We start from the raw sequence: 21,424 nt of genomic DNA, 5'->3' as shown, positions 1-21,424 counted from the left end.
ATTTATTATTTTGATGTATTGCTTATGGTCGCATGACAAATTAAAGAAGTGCTATCGTCATGATTTATAATTTTCTGGATTGCATGCCATTAAATAGCTTGAAAGCCCTGCAAAGGGTCTTTATTGATTTATTAAAATCGGGCAAGGTGATTTGCCTAAATTTTCTAATATAAAGGGATAATTGGTCTAATGCCGAGCCAAAGCCGAAAGCCTTTATCTAAACATGCATTTATATGCATACAGCTTGATAATACAAAAAGTGTCGGAGGCCCCAATTGGCTATAATTCGCTTTTCTATGCGCTTCATCCTTTTATTCTTTATGCTAATTGGCCTATCAATAGCTGCTAATGCTGCTGATCCAATTAAAATATCACCTGATAGTGCCGCCCTTGACCTTTCTGGGCTCGTTGAAATAAACCTTGATCAAGGTTCGAGCTTTAGTATTTCAACCCCTCCTGATCCAGAAGGAATCATCCATCGGATTGAAGTGCAAGCTAATAGTGAAAACTCGCAAGGCAATTGGGCTGTTTTAACTCTTGCCAATCCAAGCGACCAACAGCTTGATAGGTTAATTGTAGCACCCCATTATCGGCTAGCAGGTTCTGGCTTACTTGATCCTGATCTAGGTTCTATTCGGATACGATCGATAACTCCAAGTGAGGGGTTTACTCTAGAACGCCAGGCTAGTCCAGACTCGGATGTTTTCCGCTTTACAATCAATCCCGGTGCTGTTGTAACGCTTGTAGCAGAGCTTGGATCACGTGATTTGCCGCAATTATATTTGTGGGAACCTGATGCCTACAAGGATACAGTTAATTCTTATACGCTGTATCGTGGAATATTACTTGGTATTTCTGGTCTTCTAGCTTTGCTGCTTACCATTTTATTTGTGGTTAAAGGTACATCGCTTTTTCCTGCAACCGCAGCTTTTGCATGGGCAGTACTTGGTTATATTTGTGTAGATTTTAGTTTTTTAAATAAATTTTTAAATGTTGTTCCTAATTCTGAACCACTATGGCGGGCAGGAACAGAAGTGGCCTTAGCAGGCACAATATTAGTTTTTCTCTTTACCTACCTTCATTTACATCGTTGGCATTATCATTTTAGCTTCGGTATTGTATTGTGGCTTGGGGCCCTTTGCGGTCTTGCTGGCATGGTGGTATTTGATCCGGTTCAAGCTGCTGGTTTTGCCCGCGTTTCTCTTGGTGCAACCGCATTAATTGGTGTTTTGCTTATTTGTTATCTCACCATTCGCGGCTATGATCGTGCTATTATGTTGGTGCCAAGTTGGATTTTATTCATACTTTGGTTGTTTGCTGCCTATGCTGCAGTTACTGGAAAGCTTGAAAACGATATCGTGCAGCCTGCTTTAGCTGGCGGGCTCGTCCTTATCGTATTATTGCTTAGCTTTACTGTTATGCAGCACGCATTTTCTGGCGGTGCTGGTAATCAGGGTATTTTTTCTGACCTTGAAAGACAAGCACTTGCCGTTATGGGAACGGATCAAATCGTGTGGGATTGGGATGTGGTAAGGGACCGAGTTGTTACCACTCCAGATTTATCAATTTATATTGGGTCCGCAGCAAAAAGTCTTATTGGACCAATGCGCAATTGGCTACCAGCTATGCATTCCGATGATCGGGATCGTTTCCGGATGACCCTTGATGCAATTCTTGATACGCGTGCAGGACGGTTAGATCAAACTTTCAGATTAAGGGCAGGGGATAGTCAATATCGTTGGTTTTCGTTGCGGGCACGTCCTGTCATTGGGCCAGACGGCGAAATTATTCGTTGTGTCGGCATGTTAATGGATATTACCGAGCATAAGAAAGCTGAAGAGCGTCTATTGCACAACGCGATCTATGACAGCTTAACCGGTCTTCCTAATCGACAATTATTTCTTGATCGCTTGCAAAGTTTTTGCGACTTAGCTCAAAATGATGAAGATTTAAAGCCAACATTGTTAATTATTGATTTTGATAATTTCCGTTCAATCAATCAACGTTACGGATTGTCGGTTGGCGATACATTTTTGCTTGCAATGGCGCGGCGTCTTGCTCGGCATCTTAAACCATTAGATACATTGAGCCGTATATCTTCAGATAGGTTTGCATTTTTACTTGCTTCACAAAGCGATCTTTCAAAGGTTGCAAATTTTACCATCAATCTAAAAAAAGCTTTAAATATGCCTATCAGCTTTGCAAAGCGTGAAGTGCAGTTAACAGCTTCTATTGGGCTTTTACCCTGGCTTGGTGGTAATGCACCGGCTGAAGATCGTTTGAATGACGCTATCCTAGCAATGTTTGCAGCGAAATATAATGGTGGTAATAAAATCGAGCCATTTAGGCCGGTTTTCCGTAGTCAAAATATCGAAAAGCGCTCCATTGATGATGAATTGCGTGAAGCCTTGAACCATAATCAACTTTATGTCGTTTATCATCCAGTGTTAAAAATTGCCGATGGCACATTGGTCGGCTTTGAAGCAATGTTGCAATGGGATCATCCAAGTCGAGGTACATTATTTACCCAAGACTTTATTTCGGCAGCGGAAAACGCGGGAATTACATTGGAATTGGCAAATTTTGTGCTTCATCGCGCAGCACAAGGCATAATGCTGCTAAACCAAAAATTTCCTGGCAACCGGTATTTTGTTTCGGTCAACCTGCCTAGTGCTGATTTGCTGCGCAATGAGCTCGTAGCTAGCATTCAATCTATGATGGTTCGTAATCCATTGCGAGAAGGACAATTATTGATTGAAATGCCAGAAGCTGTTCTTATGCAAAATCCTGAACTTTCAGTATCTTTATTCGAGCGTCTTAAAGGTTTAGGTGTTGGCTTGGTTCTTGATAATTTTGGTACAGGATATTCTTCACTTTCTTACTTTGTGCGTTTTCCATTTGACATCATAAAGCTAGATCGTTCTTTGCTTAATAATGAACGACCAAAGCAAAATATTTTGTTGCGCTCACTCATAGGTATGGCTCATGATCTTGGTTTTCAGGTTATTGCTGAAGGTGTTGAAAATGAAGGTCTTGCCATTATGCTAAAGGAAGCAAATTGCGAATATTTGCAATCCAATACGTTTAGCATGCCGATTGCAATTGATGATGTAATTGAATTAATTACTAACCATAAAAAATAAATATAAAATGGAATTGGAAGGATAGTTGAGAGGACTTTAACACAATTAGCTTAAAATATATTTGTTTGCTCAAATTTTGTGTAAAGTTTTTAATGGCGATCAAGCAAAAGCTACTATAAATGACAATGAGCGTTGTCATGGAAAGTACTGAAAAATTTTGAGCTTTTGTGAATAATGAGGTTTGAAATCGATAGCCAATGAGATAGCTTGCAATTGCTTTTATAAGTTAACAGGGCAGAGATGAAAGCTTGATAAATTGAAGCCTTGCGGCAATATATTGCCTATTTGAAGAGCCTTAGACTTTTAAAAAACCTTCGTAAATTTGCGAAGGTTTTTTTTACAGCTTATAAATTATAATTATTTAACGATGAAGCCATGCTTATAGGGGTCGCGATCATCGATAAAAATTGTATTAAACCCAGTCATTCTTGCCCAACCCGCGACAGATGGAATGATGGCTGCGCGATCTGCAACATGTGTTATTTTTTCAACGCGTCCATCAAACATTGAACCAATGATAGATTCATGGATAAAACTATCGCCTTCTTTCAATATTCCTTTGGCTGTAAGCTGTGCCATTCGCGCTGATGTGCCGGTACCACAAGGCGAACGATCAATTGCTTTATCACCATAAAATACTGCATTACGAGCATGGGCACTAGGTTGCGTTGGCTTTCCTGTCCACATAATATGGCTAAGATGGTTTATTTCAGGCTTTTCAGGGTGTTGAAAACTATAAAGCTCGTTGAGGCGTTCGCGCAAGATCGGACTCCAAGCGATAAGCTCCAAAACGTTATAATCAGCCATATCGGAATAATTTTCTTGTGGTTCGACAATCGCATAAAAATTGCCACCATAGGCAACATCTACTTTTAAATGACCAAGTACAGGGCATTCTACATCAAGCTGTTCTGCATAAAGAAAAGCCGGAACATTAGTTAATCGAACTTCTTCGACATATTCGCCATTTTGTTGAAAAGCAATATCAACTTTACCTGCTGGGGTATCAAGGCTAATTTTGCCTGGTGTCTTAGGGCTTATCAAACCATATTCAATCGCCATAGTAACGGTACCAATTGTACCATGTCCGCACATTGGCAAACAACCAGATGTTTCAATATAAAGAACACCAATATCACAATCGTCACGTGTTGGCGGATAAAGAATAGAACCAGACATCATATCATGACCACGAGGTTCAAACATTAGCCCAGTACGGATCCAATCATATTCAGCTAAAAAGTGTAGGCGTTTTTCCATCATGGTGCTGCCTTTCAATTGAGGCCCACCACCAGCCACCAAACGCACAGGATTACCACATGTATGTCCATCGATACAAAAAAACGAATGACGTGCCATTTTTAAAACCTCCGAGGATCAAAAGGTGCAATTGATATTTCGCTGCTATTTTTTCCAATAATATCATTAATAAGGCGTGCCGTGGCAGCAGATTGTGTAAGCCCCAAATGTCCGTGTCCAAAAGCATATAGAATATAAGGACTTGCTTTAGCTGTGCCAATCACTGGTAAGCCATCAGGAATAGATGGCCGATGCCCCATCCATTGTTTGCCACTATCAATTTTAAGATCAGGGAAAAAGGCCTTAGCTTTTGTCAACATGGCATCACATCGTTTATAGTTGGCAGGTAATTTTAAACCGCCCATTTCAACTGCACCCCCAACGCGAATGCCGGTAGCAAGCGGCACAATAACAAAACCATGACCGCCAAATGTTACCTGTTGGCGTAAATCGAGTGCGTTAGCAGGTAATGTAGTGTTATAACCACGCTCGGTATCTAGAGGAATCGTGTCACCCAATTTTTGTGCAAAATGCTTAGACCAAGCACCTGACGCAATAATGGTAAAGTTCGGGGTTAATTTTTCACCTTTATCGGTGGTAATGTTCGCACCATTTTCTAAAGGTGATATTTCTAAAACAGTCGCCTTTATAAATTTTGCGCCAAGATTTTGCGCATATTCCCAAAGAGCTTTACCAAATAATTTTGGATCAGTAACATTGCGCCAGGCTTCAACAAAGCTACCCGCAACAAAACGCGGTGAAAGACCTGGCTGCAATTGCGCCATTTCACCAGCTTTCATATGGCGCACTTCAATGCCATAGTTTTCACGTTGTTTCCAGCTTGGCAGCGCTGATTGCAATTCGTTTTCACTTTCATAAACTTCTAAATTGCCAATCGTGCCAAGGTAGTTTTCGAGCGAAGCTCGTTTTATAAGCGCAAGCATTTCTTTTTCGGCAAGTCCCATCATTGCAACTTGCGCTTCAATGGTATGAACTTGTTTTGATTTACTGCTAGCACGCCAAAATTGGTAAAGCCAAGGAATGAGGCTTGGTAAATAGCTTGGCCGAATAGTAAAAGGTCCAAGGGGATCTAACAGCCATTTGGGTAATTTACGCATAATACCCTTGGATGCAATTGGTAACACATCTGTAAATGCAAATGCACCAGCATTACCAGAGCTTGTCTCTTCGGTAATGCCCGTGCGATCAATAAGGGTCACTTTATGCCCTTTTTCGCTAAGTAAAGCGGCACTCGCAATACCGATAATGCCTCCTCCAATAATGACAATATCCTTCGGTGTGTTATCCATCAGGCCTCCTCCCACAAATTTGATCGCGAATAACCAAGTGTCAGCATGTAAATATAATAAATATATTCCTATGCTTTCAAATGGAGCCCCATTTTTAATAGGGCTTTTATCAAAATTGTGTTTACGGCTTATATTTTGTTACGGCGCCAGCTAATTTTGACCACTCAGCATACCAAGTATTGAATAGGTTGAATTGTGTTTCAACAAATCCACGTTGACTTGGAGTTAGTTCATCACTTTCATTAAAGTGTAGGCTGTATTCTTTATCACCCTTTAAAACCATCATATATTTGAAATAAAGAACAAGATCAGGGCCTGCATCAAACGATGAAAGGATCGCCAAAGCATGTTCCAATTCATAGGCGCGGTTACGCGCATCTACATCACCTTTGGCTGCGGCCATAGAAAGATTGCAAAGATGGATGATTTCTTTAGGTAGCACATTGCCAATGCCTGTGATTGCACCAGTTGCACCACAATTAACAAAGCCATGAACAACAGTTGTATCTACGCCGACCATAAAAGTTACTTCATCATCTTGGCTAGTTATGTTTTCAGCAGCATAAAGCATGTCATCAGCGCCACCAAATTCTTTAAAACCAACGAGATTTTTATGATCTTGCCGTAAAGCAAAAAACAAGTCGGCACGAGTTGCAAAACCATAATATGGGCTGTTATAAATAACGGCTGGTAGATCAGGAGCAGCAGACAAAATTGCCTTAAAATGATGTTTTTGCGCGCTGACAACGCTACCACGCGATAGAACACGCGGAATAACCATAAGACCCTTTGCGCCAACCTTTTGGGCGTGGGATGCATGAGCTACCGCAGTTGCAGTGTTTACGGCGCCAGTGCCAACAATAACTGGGATACCTGCATTTGCGAGACGCTCCACACCTTCCATACGTTGGGCATCAGTTAACAGTGGCCAATCTCCCATTGAACCACAATAAACGACCGCCGACATGCCACTTTCTATAAGTTGCTGCCCCTTTTTGACCAAAGCATCAAAGTCGGGGCTACGATCACTTTTACAAGGGGTCATCAAAGCAGGAATTACACCAGAAAATATTGAAGCGCTCATATTCGTCTCCTCATTGCGAATAACATATATTTATTTTTTTTGGCCTGCTATTGGAAATAAACATAAAAAAGATTGAAAAACCAAACTACAGACATTGATATATCAGATAGATATCAGTAAGATATTTTTATGTCAAGTCGATTTTTAGGCGGAAAAATGGAAGAAATTAAAATTACTGGGATGTCCGATAGTCAGGCTGATTTGGCCTATAAAAGCCTTGAACGAATGATCGTTACATTGGTGCTTGAGCCCGGCATGGTGGTTAATGAGCGTTCCCTTATTGAAGCAACAGGTATGGGGCGCACACCAGTGCGTGAAGCCATTCAAAGATTAGCATGGGAAGGCTTTTTTGAAATTCGCCCGCGCTCAGGTATTGCGGTAACTGCGTTAGAGCCGCAAGATTTTGCGCGTGTAATTGACGCCCGAGAAGGACTTGAAGTGTTACTGGCGCGCGATGCTGCACGCTATGCTGGAGCACCTGATTTTGAGCGGATGAAATTGGCTTCTAAGCAGTTAAAAGAATCAGTTGAAATCAACGACGCTTTTTTGTTTTTAGATGCCGATAAGATCTTTGATGAAAATCTTGGTAGATCTGCCGGCAATGTTTTTGCAGCACGTGTTGTAGCGCCATTACAAACCCATTCAAGGCGGTTTTGGTATCGATTGCATCGCGGTCAAGATGCTATACGCAGATCAGCAGCAGCGCATATTGAGTTAATTGACAGCATTATGTCAGGGGATTCTGATATAGCTGGCAATAAAGCGCGTGAATTAATGCATTACTTGCGTGAGATGATGGCTTAAACATCTTAAGTAAAGATTTTGTCGTAAATATCATGTTAGGCGATATTTACGACAATGCTCGTTTAATCAACCAAATAGGAAAGTAATTCGTCATAGCGGTTTTTGGGAATATTAATTCCTTCACGCAATGCTTTTTGGCGTTGGTGATAGCGTTTGTCACCGGGTAGTCTTATATCGCTACCACTATCACGTATAAGATCGAGCAAACCTTTAACCCGCGTTGCAAAATCAAAATTATTACCGCGTTTTGGATCAATAACAATGAAGAGTTGACCTGTTTTTGGGGTTTCGGCCCCCTCATAGCCTTTAAAATCAACTTCGGTTGAAAATGCGCCGCCAGTAAGAGCGCCCGCTAGTATTTCTACCATGAGAATAATTGCCGCCCCTTTGTGCCCACCAAAGGGCAGCAAAGCTCCCCCATCAAGTATAGCCTTTGGGTCATTGGTTGCATCGCCATTGCTATCAATTCCAGAATTATCAGCAAGCAAATGACCTTTGCTTGCTGCAATGCGTGTATCTCCATTGGAAAGTGCACTGGTTGCAAAGTCAAATACTAAAGGGTTGTCATCAGCAACTGGTGACGCAAAAGCAAAAGGATTAGTGCCATAAATTGTCTTACGTCCACCAGGGTGAACAACTACAGGCAGTCCAGCGACAAAACTCAATGCAACAAGACCTTCTCGTGCAAATGGCTCAACATCAGGCCAAAGAGCACTTAAATGATGAGATAAGGCAATTGATAACACGCAAACACCAGTCTCTTTGACTTTTTGCAAAAGCAAGGGCTTAGCTGCAGCTAAAGACAGTTGCGCAAATCCATTATCAGCATTTACCCGAATAAAGGAAGCGCCGCAATCGTCGATAATCGGTTTTGCATCGCCGTTTACCCAACCGCATTTTAATGAAGATAAATAACCGGCAACTCTAAATAACCCGTGGCTATGGGTTCCATCCGCTTCACAGGTTACACAGTTATTAGCAATGAGTTGGGCAGTATCTTTATGCACACCGGCTTTTATTAAAATTTTATAAACTAACGCACTTAGCTCGTTAAAAGACAATGTTACAACTTGGTTGGACATAATTATTCCTAAATATATAGTTTAAATTATTGGTGCAATCGATAGATAAAAATCCGTATATGGCTAAACAGATCATGCATGGTTCATAAGCAATTTAAAAACATGCTTGCTCTATCACGAGTAAAGTTGTTTGTTAAGATTATTTATCCATTTGGCCAAGTATCGGATATGCGATAGCCATTGGGAAATGGATCAGATGGATCCAACATCAGCTGAGAAACTCCAGTAATCCATGCCCGCCCTGAAATAACCGGAATAATTGCTTTTTTATCTGCAATATCGACCTTTTCAGCTATCTGGCAATGGAATTCTGTATTAATGATAGATGTGCCAATGAATTTTTCACCTATAGCCATTTCACCTTTTGCATATAAAAGTGCCATACGAGCTGAGCAAAATGTTCCAGTTGGCGAACGGTCTATTTTACCAGGGCGAATGACAACCGCACTTTTACCAGTAAGGATACCATTAATACGTTGGACAGGCTCAGTAATCGCGCAAAAGGAAATATGGTTCCAATCTTTTAATGGGTGCTTGAAGCCTATTTGTTCATTGGCAGCTTGTGTTATTTTGACACCAATTTTAGCTAATTGATCTGCCGATTCTGGTCGTATTTCCAAGCCGATATCACTTGCTTGTACGACAACAAAACTATCGCCGCCAAAGGCGGTATCAACTTTGATGGTACCTATTCCTTCTACTTCGATTTGCGCATCCAGCTTATCTGCAAATGAGGGAACATTGGTCACATGTATCCGCTCAGCTTTACCATTTTTGCATTCCGCTTCAATCTCAATTAAGCCCATAGGGGGCTCCAAATATAGCTTGGTAACCGGCTCCTGCATGGGGATAATGCCACTATCCAAGAGAACAGTTGCAACACAAATAGAGTTGGAACCTGACATTGGCGGCGTATCTTCCGGCTCCATAATAATCCACCCCATTTGCGCTTTAGGATCAGTTGGAGGAACAAGTAAATTAACATGCCGAAATACGCCGCCACGCGGTTCATTCAGAACGAAATTGCGCAAATTTTGATCTTGAGCTATGAAGCGAGATTTCTCCCAAACTGTATCTCCAGGAGGAGGGAGGACACCTCCAACAATAACATCCCCCACTTCACCTTCAGCATGACATGTCACAACGTGAATAATCTTATTGCTGCGCATAATTGCAATATCCTTTTATAATAGATAATTAGCAAAATGAAATTAACTTAGAAAGCTAATAGTCAATTAGTTTAAGTGCACGTGAGTATACGGCGCTTTCACTATATATTGGGAGAACTACTCATCGAACTGATTGCAAAAATTCAATAGTTTCCTGCCTTTGAGGATTTTTTAAAACTTCATCCGGTGTTCCAATTTCATGAATTTTTCCTTGATGGAAAAAAGCAACGCGATCAGATACTTCACGCGCGAAGCTAATCTCATGGGTTACCAATATCATGGTCATGCCTTCTTTTGCCAAGGTGCGCATCGTATCTAATACTTCGCCGACTAATTGTGGATCAAGCGCTGAAGTGGCTTCATCAAACAACATATAATCTGGTGACATAGCAAGGGCTCGGGCAATTGCCATGCGTTGTTGCTGTCCACCAGATAATTGCGAGGGATATACATCAAGCTTCGAGCCTAGTCCAACATGCTCCAGTTGCTTTACGGCCATGTCACGCGCGTCTTTCTTGTTCATTTTTAAGACTTTGCGGGGCGCGAGCATAACATTTTCAATAACGCTCAGGTGGGGAAAAGCATTCCATTGTTGAAATACGATACCAATCTTTTGCCGAAGCTTATCAATATTTGTGCTTTTATCAAAAACACTTGTACCATCAATTTTTATAAATCCGCTATTAATACGCTCTAGTCCATTAATGCACATAAGCATTGTTGATTTACCAGAGCCAGATCCACCGATGACCGACATCACTTCGCCATTATTAACGTTAAGTGAAACCCCCTTTAAAACTTCTAAGTTACCGAAGGATTTTGAAACTTCATGAATTTCAATCATGCTGTACCCCATTTCTTTTCAAAGTGGGCGCCAATACGGGAAACAACCCAACTAATGATATAATAGAAAACACCTGCAATAAAAAATATCAGCAATGGTTCATTTAAGCGAACATTAACCTGTTGCGCAGTCCGTAATAATTCTACAATTCCAATCCAGAAGACAAGAGCTGTGTCTTTCATGACTGACAGTGTAAGGTTGAGCCAACCAGGAAACGAAATTCGCGTTGCGAGAGGTAAAACAATATAGATAATGTCTTGCCACCAACTAAGCCCTAAGGAGCGGCTCGCTCTACGTAAATTTGAAGGCACAGCCAAAACGCCACTACGCACAATTTCAGTACAATAAGATGCGGCGTAAAGTCCAAGTACGATACAAGCAATTGTAAATGCGCTCCAATTTAGGCCTATAACACTTTTGAACGAGTTAAAGACCACAAATTGAATAAGCAATGGTACACTACGAGTAATGTCCAAAAACCACGATAAAGGCGCAGATAAGGTGGGGGCACCAGCACGTAAGAACCCACAGAATACGCCAATTATGGTTCCAATAAGCATTGCAAGAGCAGTAAGTTCGATAGTCACCAAAGCGCCGTTGACCATATAGAGAATATCATTCCATGATAATTTACCAAAAAACATCAATTAACTCCCTTAATAGCGCAATATTTTATGAGCGCAGAGGCGTGCTGTGAGCAGCAGGATCTTGCTCAAAATATAATAGATAATGGCTGCTGCAAAAAAGATTTCAAAAGTGCGATAGGTTTGATCTGCAATACCTTTGGTTATCGCCATCAGATCTGAATCAAGACCAACAATTACGCCAAGAGATGTCATTAATAGCGTCCATATCATCTGGTTGGTGAGTGGGTAATAAATTACGCGCAACAATTGCGGAACAACAACCAATGTAAAGGCTTGATAAGCGCTCATGCCTAATGAGCGTGCCGCGCGGGTTTGGGTTTCTGGCACAGCTTGCATACCGCCACGAAAATTTTCGGCCAAATAACCCGCACTGTTAAAAGTAATACCAACGAGCAAGGTAAGCCATGACCCCAAAAAAATACCATAAGCGCCAAGGCCAAAATAGATAAAATAAACTTGTAAAAGCGCGGGAGTATTACGCGCAATAGATATCCAACATGACGCGAAACTTGTAAGAAAAATATTATTGGACCGGCGGAACACCAATAGTATCAAGGCGAGAATAATAGCTAAAATTACGCTAATTGCTGCAGTGTAAAGGCTAACCCATGCACCTTCTAACAATTTATCGAGATTTTGCCAAACAACCCTCCATTGAAATGTATAATTGAACATATTCACCTCTGAAGTTAATTATTACCCAACCAGTTGGGTAGTTTTTTTGAAATTTTTCCATAAATTGCCGCTTCTACACAATCTGCAAGACTGCCAAAACGCATTTTGCAACCAGTAATACCTTCACCATAGTGAGCGTATTTTCCTGAATTTGTCATAATGGTTTGAACATTTTTACCAATCACAGGCTTGTTGATCATGCACCAACAGGTATCATTGACAAAATTTATGTTGAATGATCGAAGTACGTTATAAGATTCACTTTTTTTAAGGTTGGCAAAAACATCGCGGCCCATAGTCACCATAAAATCAACTAAAGGATTCTTTTGTTTGCCCGCGACCAAACTTGCTAAGCATTGTGCTTCTTCAAATGAAAAATGTGGATTACCGAGTGCAATAAGATCAATCTCATCTGGACTGAAGCCATTTAATGATTGCCAATTTTTAACCAAATCAAATTTATTAAGATTTATGGTTTTGTTTATTATATTTTTCCATTGAGGATTGTCTTTTGCTTCTGGCGTAATTCCCTCAATATGGAACATTGGTGCTCCTGAAGTGGTTGCAAATGCGGCACTTAAAGCTTTTAGATTATCACGTGTTGGTTGATATTGTTCCAAGCCGCATATGAGGGGGATTTGATGGCCTACGACATCACCAATAGTATAACCAAGGAGAGGGTAAAAAGCATCATCAATATTGTCTGTCTTTTCCACATTTATAAGTAAAGTTGGAATGCGACCAATATCTAAATGGCAGCCAGCCTTAGGGGCTCTACCGGCTATCGCGATACATGCATCTAAGAAATCTGGATATTTTTGTGTGTGAGCGCCTAGGACGCTATTGGCAAAAACCACGGCATTGGATTCTGCCCAACCTATATTATCTCCTAATTGAGGAGCCGTTGGAAGTAGATAAGGCGCACATGTATAGGTAGGTTTTGCACCCATATCGGTATAGGCGCTTGCAAGTGCGCTTGAGTTTTTGGCCTCTTTTTCATTGACACCTTGCATTTGCCAACGCTTCATATCAAGTGAGATGGAATTCATTGATGTTGGAACGGCGACTTTACCACCTGCATCGCGTAACATTTTAGCAAAACGATATCCGCCCTCACCAGTATAAATGCAACCATCAATATGTACTTGAGTTACATCAATTAATTCATGTGCATTTTGCAACTCGGCCATTTTGCAAATAACCATCATTGCCATTGATTTTGCTTTTCCAAAATCGCCAGCAAGCATTTTTTGGTCTTGATTGCTTAAGCTTATTTGCATTTTAGAATTTTCTATTTGGGGAGCAATTAATGAGCGGTCAATTTCATGATGAGCGGCAAGAACAAAGTCATTCATGATTGCACTATGAGAAAAATTCTCTAACTGCTTAAAATCTTCAACTCCTATCACCGCAACGGGCATTGAAATATCAAAAAACATTTTAGCAATCATCACGCCTAGAATAAGAATTTCATCTCTCTCGGCTAAAATAAGACCACTTGGGGCTGTTCCTTTTAATAAAAGTTCAAGCATCACAGCACTGCCTGTGCAAGAACCACGCCCACCAGGTATTGCAAGAATTTTGCCTGTTAATACATGACCACTTAAAGGATGATGTCTATCAATCACTTCGCCAGTTTCAGGCGATACACCGCCCCAGAAACTTAGTGCCTCATTTGCAAAAATCAAATCACCAACGACATCGCCGCCCATATGATAATCTGTATTAAATTCTATTTTTCCATTATCTGGTTGCCTATTTTTAGGTCCCAAAATTCACTCCAATAAAAATTATCTTGCTTATCAGCTATACTTAAATAAGCAGCAAAAGCATTTATCACATAATTAGAACAAGATTAGGTAGAATATAATTTGCACTATCCCTCTAATTATTATTTTAAATCAGAGGGATAAGATTAGTTTGGAATTAAGGTAGCATTGAATGAGAGACGTATTAAATAAAGCTATCTTTTTTAGACATAATAATTATATATGATCAATTAAATGATTAGTCATATATACTGGCTTTATTGTTATTTAGTCATTTTTCATCAATGATATGTTAGCGATAGGTCTTTTCAACGATTAAAGATGGGGCATCGCCATTAAACCATTTTGTGTAAAGTTCTTGATAACGGCCTGTACGAACTTGTTGATGGACAAAAAGATTTAGATAATTAATAAGACCATATTCTTGGCGTTTTGTTGCTATGCCATAATAATCAGGAACATAAGGCGCTACCCCCTTAATGACTAGGTTTGGGTAATTTCCTGTTTTAATAGCCTGCTGCGCCGTGCTTTCGGTTAATACACTTGCTTCAATGTGACCTTGAGCTACAGCAAGGATAGTATCGTTTTGCGACTGATAGGCACTGTAAGCGCCACCGCCCCATTTTTCGATATCGGCTTTCATCATACCTTCTTCAAAGGTGCTTGCAGTATTTCCAAGCTTACGGCCTTTAAGATCCTCATAAGTATTAATTCCAGTTTCCTCGCGCGTCAAAATAACCATGCGGTTGACCATATAAGGAACTGAAAAACCAACAACTTTCGCCCGTTCAAGAGTATCAGATGTTGAAGCAATAACTACATCAGCGCGGTCTGACATCAATGCAGGAACGCGATCTGGAAACGGTGTTTCAACGATTTCAACTTTTACACCGAGGGCTTTAGCCAAATCTCCGCAATAATCAACATCAAAGCCAATTGGCGTATTTTTATCATCACGTGACCCCATCGGAGGAAAGTCAAGCGTAACAGCACAGCGCAAGGTGCCTGAACTAATAATATCATCTAGCTTATCAGCTGAAGCCATTAATGCGGATGATACGAATAGTGATGCAGCTAGACCAGCAGTATATAGTTTGTGTTTCATTCGTTTACTCCCATTTCATTTGTAGTTTTTAAACAAACAACATCCAGAAAAACTGGTGCCATTTTGCTTTGAGACTGGAAAACGACTATCAACTATTTTTAAAAAACACCTTGTTTTATCGTCATCGCTCAGCTCCCCAGCTTGTAAGCATAGATAAAAAACATAAAGCCTTTTAAAAAATAACCTATTGTATTAATGAATCAAATAGCCGTCTAAATTTTGGTGTTCTTCCAAGTGCGATTAACAATTTAAATCGTTTTTTCTTTCTGATATATCTATAATATAGTAGTGATATTGTAAATCAAGAAAAAAATTAAAATTCTTTCGCTATTTTTCAAAACATTAAGGACTTAACTTTTACCTCCGGCATAAATAGACGTCGTAAAATATTTTAAGTTGGCATTTAAAAATCAAGTTTCTCTTGGATAAAATGGGATAAAAAATTCCTTTTGAAAAAATAAAAATTATCACAATTAATATGAATGGTATGAGCAAATTATGTACAATATTTTTATTTCTTTTTATATATAACTTATTGAAACACCAATTAAAAAGGCCAATACGGATATTTGTTGTAATGCACCAAGGCAATCGCCAGTAATTCCATCAATTTTATTCTGGCAAAGGCGCATAAATAACAATGCAGCAAACATTGTCAGTAAGATCGCTATAATAAAGTGTATAAGACCAAAAAAAGGAACGATTAACAAAAATAGTAAAAATGCACTAATCAATAATCCATTACGTATCATTATTTGCGTTGGTGCACCGGCCGCAACAGCCACACCATTTGAACGGGCAAAAGGAGAATGATACCAAAGCCATATCATGGCAGCGCGGCTGATTGTTTCTGCACCAATTAACGCAATTATTGCACAGCTTACGCTAAATTGCGTTGAAAGATTATTTAATAAGGCTATCTTTAATAAAATAGACAAAATAAGCGACAAAGCGCCAAAAACCCCAATACGTGAATCTTTCATGATTTCAAGGCGCTGATCGCGGTCCTTGGGCGCAAAAAAACCATCAAAAGTATCGCTTAAGCCATCTTCATGAAGGGCCCCAGTTAAAAATATAATGGCAATAATGCTGATAATTGCTGCAACTAGATTTCCTAAGTTTAAAAATATCGCAATTAAAAAAAATGCAGCACCAAACAGGCCAATGAGAAAACCTGCAATTGGAAAGCTTGCAGCGTCATCACTTGGCAAATAAGAGCGATCATACCATCTTTTATTAATTGGCAAACGGGTCAGGAAGCCTAAACTTCGACATATTGATGCAATAATCGCCAACAAGATAGTAAGATCCTTTGAAAAATCAATTTGAACAGCGTATAAACCAACGCAAAGAGATTCACATTTATAACAATTAAAAGTCTAGCAGGATATTCTCGTGAGCAATATGGCAAGCCCCTTTGACGATTTTCGTGCGCTTTTGCACAATCTTCCAGAACAAAATCAAGAGTCTATGGCGCAAGCGCGTCTGCGTCAGCAACAATTAACTAAGCCCGTTGGTTCGCTTGGCCGCTTGGAAGATATTGCCATTTGGCTTGCAGGTTGGCGTGGTCAAGACAAACCAGTGATTACTCGTCCATTGGTTGCTGTTTTTGCAGGCAATCACGGTGTAGTGGAAGAAAATGTAACACCATTTCCACAAAGTGTTACACGCCAAATGGTTGATAACTTCGCTGCTGGTGGTGCCGCTATTAATCAGATTTGCATCACCAATGATTTAGGTCTTAAGATTTATGATCTTGCCCTTGATTATCCAACTATGAATATTACCAAAGACGCTGCTATGGATGTACGCGGCTGCGCTGCGACCATGGCCTTTGGCATGGAATCAATTGCTGGTGGCACTGATCTTTTGTGCATTGGTGAAATGGGTATTGGCAATACAACCGTTGCAGCTGCTCTTTCTTGTGGTTTGTTTGGCGGAGATGTTGAGGAATGGGTAGGGCCGGGCACTGGCTCCACTGGAGATTATTTTACCCGTAAGGTTGAAGCTGTTCGTAAGGCAGTTGCGCGTAATGAAGGCCATTTGGAAGATCCATTTGAGGTATTGCGCCGCTTAGGTGGGCGTGAATTTGCGGCAATTGTTGGCGCGATCCTTGCCGCGCGAATGGAAAAAATTCCCGTTATCCTAGATGGTTATGTCGTAACTGCGGCAGCGGCGGTTCTTTATCGTTGCTTACCGGCTGCTCTTGATCATTGTTTGGTTGGTCAATTATCAAGCGAACCTGGGCATAAAAAGCTATTAGAAATTATGGGTAAAAAACCGATTCTTGACCTTGGTATGCATTTGGGTGAGGGGACAGGTGCAGCTTTAGCGGCAGGTGTTGTTAAAGCAGCAACCCTTTGCCATAGCCAAATGGCAACATTTGATCAAGCTGGCATTGATAAGAAGGCTGCTCCACAATTTGACGCTTAAAAAATAATCGGCTTAGCAGGGCAATTGACAAAAGCACCTTGGTGATTATTCATCAAAGGTGCTTTTATTTTGGTTTTGTCACTTGGTAAATCAGCCCGCTTTAATGTGTCGCGGCTGAAGTCTAAAATTGGCTTCCACAAAAAAAATCGTGGCAAAGCAGGCATTTTAACGCTCTAAGCCAATCTTAATTTAGATTTTTAAAGTTTTACTGAGCTCGTGTCGTGGGCAAAATTTATATTCTTATGGGCTTAGTCTATTTTTTTATTGAAATCTTACGCACAACTGCAAATTTCTTTTTATCTACTATTGTAAGACGATGAAGACAAAAATCAATGGAAACCCTTCCACAATTGCAAGAGACATCATCAAAAACCGATGACAATATTAATTCCTCGCAATGAAGACATTTATAATAAATATCATGACCAATTGGTGCTTCTGGGCTATCTTTTACACCAATCTTTATAAGTTGTAGATAATATTTCTGGCGCATATTGAATAAAATCCAATTTTTACTGAAAAATCATCTTAAATAAGTAAAATAAGCATTAAATCCAATTTTAATATAGAGGTCTGAAATGTGGAAGAATATAATTATATTATTATTGATTTTATATATATGTAGCGAAAATATTTTATCTAATACATATTTTATACTAATTGATAAAGGTTATCATATACCTGAGCAATCATCAATTTTTAAATTTAAGCCAATTATTATGAATAATGGAAGCGGCGATTATTGGCTGTTGGGCGAAGATGATAATAACATCTATATAGTTACAGATGATGGTGAGAAATCCATTGCAAAGATGGATATTTATCACCAAATATCATCAGTTCTAAAACAATAATATAGCGATAATTTTATAACAGATTGCCATTTTTATTCTTAATGATTTTTCGTAAGATTGGTAGCAATTCATCACTAAACCAAGGATTTTTTTTAATCCAAGATGTATTGCGCCATGATGGATGTGGCAGTGGAAAAACGTGATAGCCCATTGGTTGCTTTATTCTTAAAATATCACGCCAGTTACTAACCGTTTCGGTAAGGTTTTTACCTAATCCCTGTTTAATATGCCATTTTTGGGCATATTGGCCAATCGCTAAAACCACTTTAATTTGTGGCATGAGGCTAAATAATTGCGCATGCCATTGCTGTTGACATTCTTTACGCGGTGGAAGATCCGAACCTTTATTATCGTAGCCAGGGAAGCAAAATCCCATTGGTATAATGGCAAAATTATCTTTATTGTAAAAATATTGCGGTGACACATCAAGCCATTGCCGTAGGCGATTTCCAGATGCATCATTAAATGGAATGCCAGTTTCAAAAACTTTTAAACCAGGGGCTTGTCCTGCAATAGCAATCTGCGCTTTATCTGAACTTATGCAGACTGGTCGTGGCTCAATGGTTAGGGCAGGGAGATATTTAGGGCAATCATGACAAATTCGGCAGCTTTTAATTTTTTTATCAAGCGCGGCCAATTGTTGTTTAATATTACCATCCGTGTTTATCCTAAGGCTATCCTGCATTGCCAATCTCGATATTTAATTTTTGCGTGGGTTTTCTTTACGCCATTGGTTGGGGCGTTGCACTTGCCATACCCACATGCCAAGTTTGTTGTTTTTGGCAAAACGCTCTTCTTTGGGGTAACTTGAATAGCTGACTGCCCAACCATCCTCCACCATTTGGCGACTAATATCGATATTTTCAACCATGCACTGTCCTAAAATGCGTTTATATTTGTCTCGCTCTATCCATTTACAAGAAACTTTACGTCCATTAATCATTTTTATTAAATGTTGTTTTGATAATTCACCACAGGCATATTTTTCTTGTCCTTTTGTGCAATATTGGGCAAGCTCAGGTGCATCTATTCCAAGCAATCTTATTCTTTCACCATTTATACGAATGGAATCACCATCACTAATATGCGCAAAACCTGAAATTACATTGGCATTAGCTGTTTCAGTTATGGAAGTGTCTTGTTCATTGTTAAAGTTTTTTAGCAGAGCCAAGCATATGATAATCAAAAAAATAATGATAAAGTCAGACGGCTTTCGCCCACGCATCATAGAGCGTAGATTGAATGTTTTTTTTCTTGAATGTAACACTTTACTTTTCGCGCCTAAATGAAGCAATATTGCGATAAACTAGTTAATTGGAATCATAATTATTTTTGCATAAGATGGGCGCTTTTTTAACCGCTCGTACCATTCAGAAATTTTAGGAAATTGCTTAAGCCGTTTGATGTCAATTTCATAATAATAATAAATAAATGTACCAATAACAATGTCGGCAATACCAAAATTCTTACCCGATAGCCACAAGTTTAAACTGAGTTCGTTTTCAATTATAGAAAGCTTTTTTTCAAAGCCATCTATTGCATTGGATAAAATGCCGGCGTCGCGTTTTTCTGGTGCCAAACGCACGGAGTTAAATAAAATGGCTTTAAATAATGGAAAGAGTTCTTCACTTGCCCAATCCATCCATTTTTCAACGGCACTACGCTGCTTAGGGTCTTCAATCCAAAAACTGTCGCGACCATATTGGGCAGCAATATAACGCATGATGGTGTTTGATTCCCATAAGGTGAAACCATTATCTTCAAGTACTGGAATCATAGCGTTGGGATTAAGTTTTAAAAATTCTGGGGTATCAAGGCCGCCAAATTTGCCGCCGACTTCGATATTTTCGTAATTTAACCCAAGTTCCTCGGCAATCCAAAGCACTTTTTTTACATTAATAGAATTATTACGACCCCAAATTTTTAGCATATTAATTCCCCTTTGTTTTTCTGCTTAAGTCCATATGATTTTCGATAAAATCTGAAATAGCACTTATATCATTAATATCGAAAACCGGTAGAGTTTCCTCACTTTGGTTCATATCGCTTGCTACCGCAACAATATGGGGGTCATTTAAACTAAGATTTTCACCGCGTTTTCCTCCTTCACGGCGTATTTCGAGCTTGTCATGGTTTTCTCGCTTATAGCCTTCAACCAATATAAGATCACAAGGAGAAAAATGTGATAAAATCGTCTCCATATCAGCCTCATCTTCATCCTTGTTTTCATGGATAAAAGCCCAACGATTAGCTGAAACAACAGCAATTTCACCTGCTCCCGCATGGCGGTGGCGCCAAGAATCGGTGCCTTCAACATCAATATCAAAATCATGATGTGCATGTTTTATTGTCGCAATTTTATAACCGCGAGAGGTAAGTTCGCTAACAATACGTTCAGTCATTGTGGTTTTACCGTTGTTTTTCCAGCCGGTTATCCCAAATATTTTATGTTTCATGTTAATTAACCTCACTTACAACCATAATGCCTTTGCAACCTCAAGGTCGTCTTTGGTGTTGACATTAAAAAACGGATTGAAGCCATTTTCATTGCCGTTACCAAACTCACAGTTTTTCGCGCATACCTTTTGTGCAAATGAATAGATACTTCTTTTGCCCGCCTGTAAATGGCTTTTTAAGTCATCGATTAAATTGACAGGCCAAAGTCCAAAAGTCGGTTGGTGTTCTCCGTTAAAAGTCGACAAAATTGCTCTATCTAAATCGCCTTTATATAATGATTGCAACTGCATTAAATAATCATCTGGGAAAAAGGGTGTATCAACAGCAACAGTTATAATGGCGCGATAATCATGAATTTGGGCATAGGTCATTGTTGAATAGATACCAGATAGGGGCCCCATATTATTAAAATCGTTCTGGTCAGCAAGATAAGTTCTATCATTTTTTGCAAGCAGCAATGGATTATTAGCGCTGACCACCACTTCACCACCGATCAAACCAGTTTTTCTAATCGCTAAAAATTGCGACAACAAGCGATTAAATGTATGATCGAGTAATGTGGTATCACCAATAGTTATAAGGGCCTTGTCGCTACCCATCCGTTGTGAGCGACCACCAGAAAGTATGACCCCCAAAAGCTTTAAATTTTTACACATGATTTTTAATTTGCCAATTCATACAAAGTAAATAAAACTACTTTGAAATGGTAGAATATATAATTATGACAATAAGTAACGGCATAAAATAAA

General features: G+C 39.6%; 21 protein-coding genes. 4 read left to right on the top strand and 17 right to left on the bottom strand.

The window, feature by feature from the left end; all coding sequences use genetic code 11:
• The first annotated feature begins 296 nt into the window (after positions 1–296).
• Positions 297–3,143, top strand: a complete 2,847-nt coding sequence (locus N6B01_RS06365; protein WP_182419682.1) for an EAL domain-containing protein — start codon at positions 297–299, stop codon at positions 3,141–3,143.
• 357 nt (positions 3,144–3,500) lie between these two features.
• Here N6B01_RS06365 and N6B01_RS06360 read toward each other — a convergent pair whose 3' ends face one another.
• The 3 genes from N6B01_RS06360 to N6B01_RS06350 form a co-directional block, all read right to left on the bottom strand.
• Complete coding sequence (locus N6B01_RS06360; protein ID WP_182419439.1) at positions 3,501–4,502, bottom strand: 4-hydroxyproline epimerase; 1,002 nt, start codon at positions 4,500–4,502, stop codon at positions 3,501–3,503.
• 2 nt (positions 4,503–4,504) lie between these two features.
• The gene (locus N6B01_RS06355) at positions 4,505–5,752 is read right to left on the bottom strand and encodes an NAD(P)/FAD-dependent oxidoreductase (RefSeq protein WP_262080442.1); all 1,248 of its coding nucleotides are present in this window, start codon (positions 5,750–5,752) and stop codon (positions 4,505–4,507) included.
• A 121-nt stretch (positions 5,753–5,873) separates the two neighbouring features.
• On the bottom strand, positions 5,874–6,836 hold the full coding sequence (locus N6B01_RS06350; RefSeq protein ID WP_262080441.1) for a dihydrodipicolinate synthase family protein: 963 nt from the start codon (positions 6,834–6,836) through the stop codon (positions 5,874–5,876).
• A 156-nt stretch (positions 6,837–6,992) separates the two neighbouring features.
• Between N6B01_RS06350 and N6B01_RS06345 the strand changes: the two genes are divergently transcribed.
• Positions 6,993–7,640: a GntR family transcriptional regulator gene (locus tag N6B01_RS06345; protein WP_262080440.1), complete on the top strand. Its 648-nt coding sequence runs from the start codon at positions 6,993–6,995 to the stop codon at positions 7,638–7,640.
• Between the two features lie 62 nt (positions 7,641–7,702).
• Here the strand turns inward: N6B01_RS06345 and N6B01_RS06340 are convergent, their stop codons facing one another.
• The 8 genes from N6B01_RS06340 to cobS form a co-directional block, all read right to left on the bottom strand.
• Entirely contained in the window at positions 7,703–8,722 is a 1,020-nt protein-coding gene (locus N6B01_RS06340) for an Ldh family oxidoreductase (RefSeq protein WP_262080439.1), read from the bottom strand.
• 143 nt (positions 8,723–8,865) lie between these two features.
• On the bottom strand, positions 8,866–9,891 hold the full coding sequence (locus N6B01_RS06335) for a trans-3-hydroxy-L-proline dehydratase (protein WP_262080438.1): 1,026 nt from the start codon (positions 9,889–9,891) through the stop codon (positions 8,866–8,868).
• A gap of 121 nt (positions 9,892–10,012) precedes the next feature.
• Positions 10,013–10,735 carry an amino acid ABC transporter ATP-binding protein gene (locus N6B01_RS06330; protein ID WP_182419433.1) on the bottom strand — a complete coding sequence of 241 codons (723 nt, stop codon included), beginning with the start codon at positions 10,733–10,735 and terminating at the stop codon, positions 10,013–10,015.
• Positions 10,732–11,379 (bottom strand): amino acid ABC transporter permease, encoded by a 648-nt coding sequence (locus N6B01_RS06325; RefSeq protein WP_262080437.1) that lies wholly within the window; start codon positions 11,377–11,379, stop codon positions 10,732–10,734. The genes N6B01_RS06330 and N6B01_RS06325 overlap by 4 nt, the downstream gene beginning before the upstream one ends.
• Before the next feature lie 12 nt (positions 11,380–11,391).
• Positions 11,392–12,057, bottom strand: coding sequence for an amino acid ABC transporter permease (locus tag N6B01_RS06320; protein WP_262080436.1), 666 nt, complete (start codon positions 12,055–12,057; stop codon positions 11,392–11,394).
• Between the two features lie 14 nt (positions 12,058–12,071).
• Complete coding sequence (locus N6B01_RS06315) at positions 12,072–13,829, bottom strand: cis-3-hydroxy-L-proline dehydratase (protein WP_262080435.1); 1,758 nt, start codon at positions 13,827–13,829, stop codon at positions 12,072–12,074.
• Between the two features lie 289 nt (positions 13,830–14,118).
• The gene (locus N6B01_RS06310; RefSeq protein ID WP_262080434.1) at positions 14,119–14,931 is read right to left on the bottom strand and encodes an ABC transporter substrate-binding protein; all 813 of its coding nucleotides are present in this window, start codon (positions 14,929–14,931) and stop codon (positions 14,119–14,121) included.
• Positions 14,932–15,452: 521 nt separating this feature from the next.
• Positions 15,453–16,229: an adenosylcobinamide-GDP ribazoletransferase gene (gene cobS, locus N6B01_RS06305; protein WP_262080433.1), complete on the bottom strand. Its 777-nt coding sequence runs from the start codon at positions 16,227–16,229 to the stop codon at positions 15,453–15,455.
• Positions 16,230–16,326: 97 nt separating this feature from the next.
• On the opposite strand from cobS, the gene cobT reads away from it, so the two are divergent.
• On the top strand, positions 16,327–17,364 hold the full coding sequence (cobT, locus tag N6B01_RS06300; RefSeq protein WP_410007239.1) for a nicotinate-nucleotide--dimethylbenzimidazole phosphoribosyltransferase: 1,038 nt from the start codon (positions 16,327–16,329) through the stop codon (positions 17,362–17,364).
• On the opposite strand, the gene N6B01_RS06295 is transcribed toward cobT, so the two are convergent.
• Positions 17,361–17,528, bottom strand: coding sequence for a hypothetical protein (locus tag N6B01_RS06295; RefSeq protein WP_262080432.1), 168 nt, complete (start codon positions 17,526–17,528; stop codon positions 17,361–17,363). The two genes, cobT and N6B01_RS06295, sit on opposite strands and share 4 nt — an antisense overlap.
• A 414-nt stretch (positions 17,529–17,942) precedes the next feature.
• Between N6B01_RS06295 and N6B01_RS06290 the strand changes: the two genes are divergently transcribed.
• Positions 17,943–18,218 carry a hypothetical protein gene (locus N6B01_RS06290; RefSeq protein ID WP_262080431.1) on the top strand — a complete coding sequence of 92 codons (276 nt, stop codon included), beginning with the start codon at positions 17,943–17,945 and terminating at the stop codon, positions 18,216–18,218.
• A 13-nt stretch (positions 18,219–18,231) separates the two neighbouring features.
• Here the strand turns inward: N6B01_RS06290 and N6B01_RS06285 are convergent, their stop codons facing one another.
• The 5 genes from N6B01_RS06285 to N6B01_RS06265 are packed head-to-tail and all read right to left on the bottom strand — an operon-like array spanning position 18,232 to position 21,331.
• A complete protein-coding gene (locus tag N6B01_RS06285; RefSeq protein ID WP_262080430.1) occupies positions 18,232–18,903 on the bottom strand; it encodes a uracil-DNA glycosylase family protein in 672 nt (223 codons plus the stop codon).
• A 15-nt stretch (positions 18,904–18,918) separates the two neighbouring features.
• Positions 18,919–19,485, bottom strand: a complete 567-nt coding sequence (locus N6B01_RS06280; protein WP_262080429.1) for a thermonuclease family protein — start codon at positions 19,483–19,485, stop codon at positions 18,919–18,921.
• A gap of 39 nt (positions 19,486–19,524) precedes the next feature.
• Positions 19,525–20,148 (bottom strand): glutathione S-transferase family protein, encoded by a 624-nt coding sequence (locus N6B01_RS06275; protein ID WP_262080428.1) that lies wholly within the window; start codon positions 20,146–20,148, stop codon positions 19,525–19,527.
• 1 nt (position 20,149) lies between these two features.
• Positions 20,150–20,674 (bottom strand): molybdopterin-guanine dinucleotide biosynthesis protein B, encoded by a 525-nt coding sequence (mobB, locus tag N6B01_RS06270; RefSeq protein WP_262080427.1) that lies wholly within the window; start codon positions 20,672–20,674, stop codon positions 20,150–20,152.
• Between the two features lie 15 nt (positions 20,675–20,689).
• Positions 20,690–21,331 (bottom strand): molybdenum cofactor guanylyltransferase, encoded by a 642-nt coding sequence (locus N6B01_RS06265; protein WP_262080426.1) that lies wholly within the window; start codon positions 21,329–21,331, stop codon positions 20,690–20,692.
• Positions 21,332–21,424 lie beyond the last annotated feature (93 nt).

The sequence above is a fragment of the Bartonella sp. HY406 genome (assembly GCF_025449315.1).
In the GTDB taxonomy this organism is placed as follows: Bacteria; Pseudomonadota; Alphaproteobacteria; order Rhizobiales; family Rhizobiaceae; genus HY038.
Note: the sequence above shows the minus strand (reverse complement) of the source record. Positions and strands in the feature narration are given on the sequence as shown.

Coding starts and splice junctions, on each gene's coding strand:
- N6B01_RS06320 (WP_262080436.1), bottom strand. CDS start 12,057: ATGTTCAATTATACATTTCAATGGAGGGTTGTTTGGCAAAATCTCGAT.
- N6B01_RS06335 (WP_262080438.1), bottom strand. CDS start 9,891: ATGCGCAGCAATAAGATTATTCACGTTGTGACATGTCATGCTGAAGGT.
- N6B01_RS06350 (WP_262080441.1), bottom strand. CDS start 6,836: ATGAGCGCTTCAATATTTTCTGGTGTAATTCCTGCTTTGATGACCCCT.
- N6B01_RS06285 (WP_262080430.1), bottom strand. CDS start 18,903: ATGCAGGATAGCCTTAGGATAAACACGGATGGTAATATTAAACAACAA.
- N6B01_RS06365 (WP_182419682.1), top strand. CDS start 297: ATGCGCTTCATCCTTTTATTCTTTATGCTAATTGGCCTATCAATAGCT.
- N6B01_RS06355 (WP_262080442.1), bottom strand. CDS start 5,752: ATGGATAACACACCGAAGGATATTGTCATTATTGGAGGAGGCATTATC.
- N6B01_RS06345 (WP_262080440.1), top strand. CDS start 6,993: ATGGAAGAAATTAAAATTACTGGGATGTCCGATAGTCAGGCTGATTTG.
- N6B01_RS06330 (WP_182419433.1), bottom strand. CDS start 10,735: ATGATTGAAATTCATGAAGTTTCAAAATCCTTCGGTAACTTAGAAGTT.
- N6B01_RS06275 (WP_262080428.1), bottom strand. CDS start 20,148: ATGCTAAAAATTTGGGGTCGTAATAATTCTATTAATGTAAAAAAAGTG.
- mobB (WP_262080427.1), bottom strand. CDS start 20,674: ATGAAACATAAAATATTTGGGATAACCGGCTGGAAAAACAACGGTAAA.
- N6B01_RS06360 (WP_182419439.1), bottom strand. CDS start 4,502: ATGGCACGTCATTCGTTTTTTTGTATCGATGGACATACATGTGGTAAT.
- N6B01_RS06325 (WP_262080437.1), bottom strand. CDS start 11,379: ATGTTTTTTGGTAAATTATCATGGAATGATATTCTCTATATGGTCAAC.
- N6B01_RS06310 (WP_262080434.1), bottom strand. CDS start 14,931: ATGAAACACAAACTATATACTGCTGGTCTAGCTGCATCACTATTCGTA.
- N6B01_RS06265 (WP_262080426.1), bottom strand. CDS start 21,331: ATGTGTAAAAATTTAAAGCTTTTGGGGGTCATACTTTCTGGTGGTCGC.
- N6B01_RS06340 (WP_262080439.1), bottom strand. CDS start 8,722: ATGTCCAACCAAGTTGTAACATTGTCTTTTAACGAGCTAAGTGCGTTA.
- N6B01_RS06290 (WP_262080431.1), top strand. CDS start 17,943: ATGTGGAAGAATATAATTATATTATTATTGATTTTATATATATGTAGC.
- N6B01_RS06295 (WP_262080432.1), bottom strand. CDS start 17,528: ATGCCTGCTTTGCCACGATTTTTTTTGTGGAAGCCAATTTTAGACTTC.